The sequence below is a fragment of the Haloferax sp. s1 genome (assembly GCF_058382125.1).
Window position 1 is genome coordinate 1,477 of sequence record NZ_JBZRPK010000450.1, and the last position, 3,361, is coordinate 4,837.

Genomic DNA, 3,361 nt, shown 5'->3' on the forward strand with positions numbered 1-3,361 from the left:
TGCGGTGGCGGCGACGACAGCCGGCGGCGGGTCGGCGGCGACCGAGTGACGCGTGTCGCCTTCGGGAATCGACGACCGGCCGGAGACGATGCCATCGTGGCTCGCCGCCGTGGGGACCGAGACGAATCCACAGTCGAGGCGGTCGGAGGCCATCTTCGCCACGTCGATGGGCTTGCCGCCACCGAGGGCGATGAGATAGCCGGCGTTCTGCTCGCGCGCCTGCTCGACGACGCGCTCGACCGATTCAAAGCTCGCACGGTCCAACGAGACCGACGAAATTCCGTCGAACTGCGCACGAATCCGGTCGCCTGCGATGCGCTCCGGCGTCGGACTCGTGACGAGGAACGGCTCACCCGAGAGGTACAACTCGTCGACTGCGGCCGAGAGGTCGTCGAGGACGCCGTGGCCCTGAAGCACGTTCCGAGGGAGTTTGATCCACGTCGACTTGTCGAACATACGCGGGAATCGGCCACGGTGGTTCATAGTGTTTCTCGTCTCGACGGGTCGGCTATCGGGGGGTTGTGGGAACTATTCGTCTACGTAGCAGACCGTAGTTTGATTTATTATGTTTCGGTGCGCACGAAACTCCACCCGCCGAGTGCGGGATGATAACCCATGGCAAGCAGACGACGATTCCTCGCGACGACAGCAGCAGCACTCTCCGGACTCACGGTCTTCGGTGCCGCTCCGGCGGCCGCCGCGTCGGTTCCGCACGTCTCGACGCGTGACCACTTCGACAACGAGGCGAATCTCACGTCCGGCCACACTGCCCACGACTACGGGACTACCGGTGACGTTCCGTGCATCGACACCGATAGTGTCTCAGATTTGACTGTATTCGTCCACGGGTGGGACAAAAACAGAGACGACCCCGAACAAGCGGCCCTCGACAAGATAGCGAAGGCCGACACGAAACTGGACGAAGCCGGATACGACGGCGCAGTCGTCGGCTACACGTGGGACAGCGACAAAGGAGAGGGCATAGACTACGGATGGTACGAAGCGCAAGAGATCGCCCAGAAGAACGGCCGCAAACTCGCGCAGTTCGCACTCGATGTCAAGCGCGCTTCGCCCGGAACGAACACCCGGTTTGTGAGCCACTCGCTCGGCGCACAAGTCATCTTCAGCACGATTCGGACGCTTAACAATCGCAACGACTGGACCGACTTGGGCTACAAAATCGAAACGATGCACCCACTCGGCGCGGCCACGGACAACGAGGTGCCCGGAAAGGAGGAGAGCCGCGCGACCTACGAGGCGATTCGCGACCAGACCGGTGCCGTCCATAACTACCACAGCGCGGCCGACGATGTGCTCCAGTGGGCATACAACACCTTCGAGTTCGACCAGGCGCTCGGAGAGACCGGCATCGAAAGCGGTGACACGCCACCTACGAACTACACGGACCACGACGTAGAGAGTCAGGTCGGCGACGACCACTTTAGCTATCTCGACACGCTCGGCGACGACATCGTCCGCGACATGTGAACCGGGGCACCGAGCGAATTCGAGTTCGCTGTTTTTCTGCGAAAAAGGTGAGACTGCGTTGTCAGAGAACGAGCGACTGCACCGCGTCCCAGATAAAGCCGACGCCGAATCCGCCGAGGACGAGCGCGCTAACCGCGGCGACCGTCGGGGCGAACGAATCAACCCGCTTTTCCGCCGCGACGAGCGCCGCCGGGAACCCGGTTGCCCAGATGGTAATACCGGTGAAAAAGCCGATAATGAGCGCCGGACTTCCCGTCTGGACGATGAGGAGGTTCGACAGCGACTCGCCGAGGTAAGGCATGTGAGAGAGCACGTCGACTGTCCCGGTTTCGAGCAGTCCGACGCCGATGGTGAGCCAGAAGAGAATCTGGTACGGATTCGTCAATGCGAGCACGAACGCCTTCGAGAACCCGGCACTGTCGGCGTGGGGGTCAGCAGCCTCGCGGAACGTCGTATCCATCTCCTGTGCCGCGCCGTAGGCGAAATAGAGCATGAGGACACCACCGACGCCGACCATCAGCGCCTGCAACGTCGGGAACTGATTGACGAACGCGACGAGACCGAGCGCCGCGAGCACGAAAAAGAGGGCGTCGGCGCTCATCGCACCGAGTCCGGCGCGGGTACCGGCAGACCAACCACGGACGACGCTTTCCTCTGCGATGACGGCGTTCATCGGTCCCGGCGGGGCGGCGAGCGCGAGGCCGAAGACCACCCCGGCACCGAGAGAGGGGAGGACGGTAGACATGAATCACTCATAGGGTCGAATCCGTGAAAAATACCGCGAAATCGACAGCGGTGGGGGAACTGGGTCAGAAGAGACCGAGAACGGTGCTGCTCACGATGTCGATGAACTGCTCCCAAATCGAGATTCCGGTGAAGATGTTGAGAACCGTATCGAAGGCGAAAAAGCCGAAGAGGGCGGCTGCGCCGAAGTACGCTTTCCGCGTGTCGAACCGGTGGGAAAAACGGTGGAAGAAGTACGCGTTAGCGATGCTCACCGGGACAATCGCAAGCATCTCACCGGCCCAAATCGCGGGGTGTGCGCCGTACTGGACGGCGAGTCCGATGGTGACGAGTTGTGTCTTGTCGCCGAACTCGCCAGCGGCCATCATCACGAAGATGGGGAGAAAGCCACCGAACCCCTGACCGGACAGTTCGTGACCGAACACGCTCAGCGTGGGTTCGGTCTCTGCGACACCACCGTCGGTACTCGCAGGGGTGCTACCGCGCGACGGGACAGACCGAAGCAAGAGTACTGCGAAGAGCGCGAACAACGTTGCGGTGACGGCGTCGAGCACAACCGGTGGAAGCGCGTTCTTGAGCGCGTTCCCGAGGGCGATTTCGAAAACCGTCCAGACGCCGAACGCCGAGCCAGCCGCTGCGACGACGATTTTCGGGTCGTACCGCGTCGATAGTCCGGCGATGATGAACTGGCCCTTCTCGCCGGGAAGCACCGCGAGTTGAGTGACGAGTGCAACGACGAGAATCTCTGCCCAGCCAGTCACGCGGGTGACACCCCTTCGCCATCACAGGATTCGTCGGGCGGGCGGACGCGGATGGTCTGTGCGACGGCTTCGGGAAGGCTCTGTTCGCGGTCGCTGTCCAAGACGCGAACCGTGACCATGCCGAAGGGTGCGATGTCAGTTATCTCGATGGTCGTTCCGGGTGTGACCCCCGCTTCGGAGAGGTACTCTAACTCCTCTGGGTCGCGGTCGCTAACGCGACAGACGACGAGTTGGTCACCGACTTCGTGGTCCACGAGCGCCGTCATCCCCGACGAATCCGGGGGCGTGAGGTCGGCGCTTGGGATGGGGTCGCCGTGCGGGTCGACCTTGGGTTCGCCGAGCGCGGCGGCGACACGTCGTTCAAACTC

Annotated in this window: 5 protein-coding genes; 1 reads left to right on the forward strand and 4 read right to left on the reverse strand. The window is 62.5% G+C overall.

Annotated elements, in window-relative coordinates; translation table 11 throughout:
- A partial coding sequence (locus QT222_RS06490) for an iron-containing alcohol dehydrogenase (protein ID WP_491476690.1) occupies positions 1-456 on the reverse strand: 456 nt, incomplete at its 3' end.
- Between the two features lie 159 nt (positions 457-615).
- Between QT222_RS06490 and QT222_RS06495 the strand changes: the two genes are divergently transcribed.
- The gene (locus tag QT222_RS06495; RefSeq protein ID WP_004057439.1) at positions 616-1,488 is read left to right on the forward strand and encodes an alpha/beta hydrolase; all 873 of its coding nucleotides are present in this window, start codon (positions 616-618) and stop codon (positions 1,486-1,488) included.
- 61 nt (positions 1,489-1,549) lie between these two features.
- Here the strand turns inward: QT222_RS06495 and QT222_RS06500 are convergent, their stop codons facing one another.
- The 3 genes from QT222_RS06500 to QT222_RS06510 form a co-directional block, all read right to left on the reverse strand.
- Complete coding sequence (locus QT222_RS06500; RefSeq protein ID WP_004057440.1) at positions 1,550-2,233, reverse strand: LysE family translocator; 684 nt, start codon at positions 2,231-2,233, stop codon at positions 1,550-1,552.
- 64 nt (positions 2,234-2,297) lie between these two features.
- The gene (locus tag QT222_RS06505) at positions 2,298-2,993 is read right to left on the reverse strand and encodes a TMEM165/GDT1 family protein (RefSeq protein ID WP_004057441.1); all 696 of its coding nucleotides are present in this window, start codon (positions 2,991-2,993) and stop codon (positions 2,298-2,300) included.
- Positions 2,990-3,361, reverse strand: a 372-nt coding sequence (locus QT222_RS06510; RefSeq protein WP_491476691.1) for a ferrous iron transport protein A, incomplete at its 5' end; no start/stop codon positions are given. The genes QT222_RS06510 and QT222_RS06505, both read right to left, overlap by 4 nt.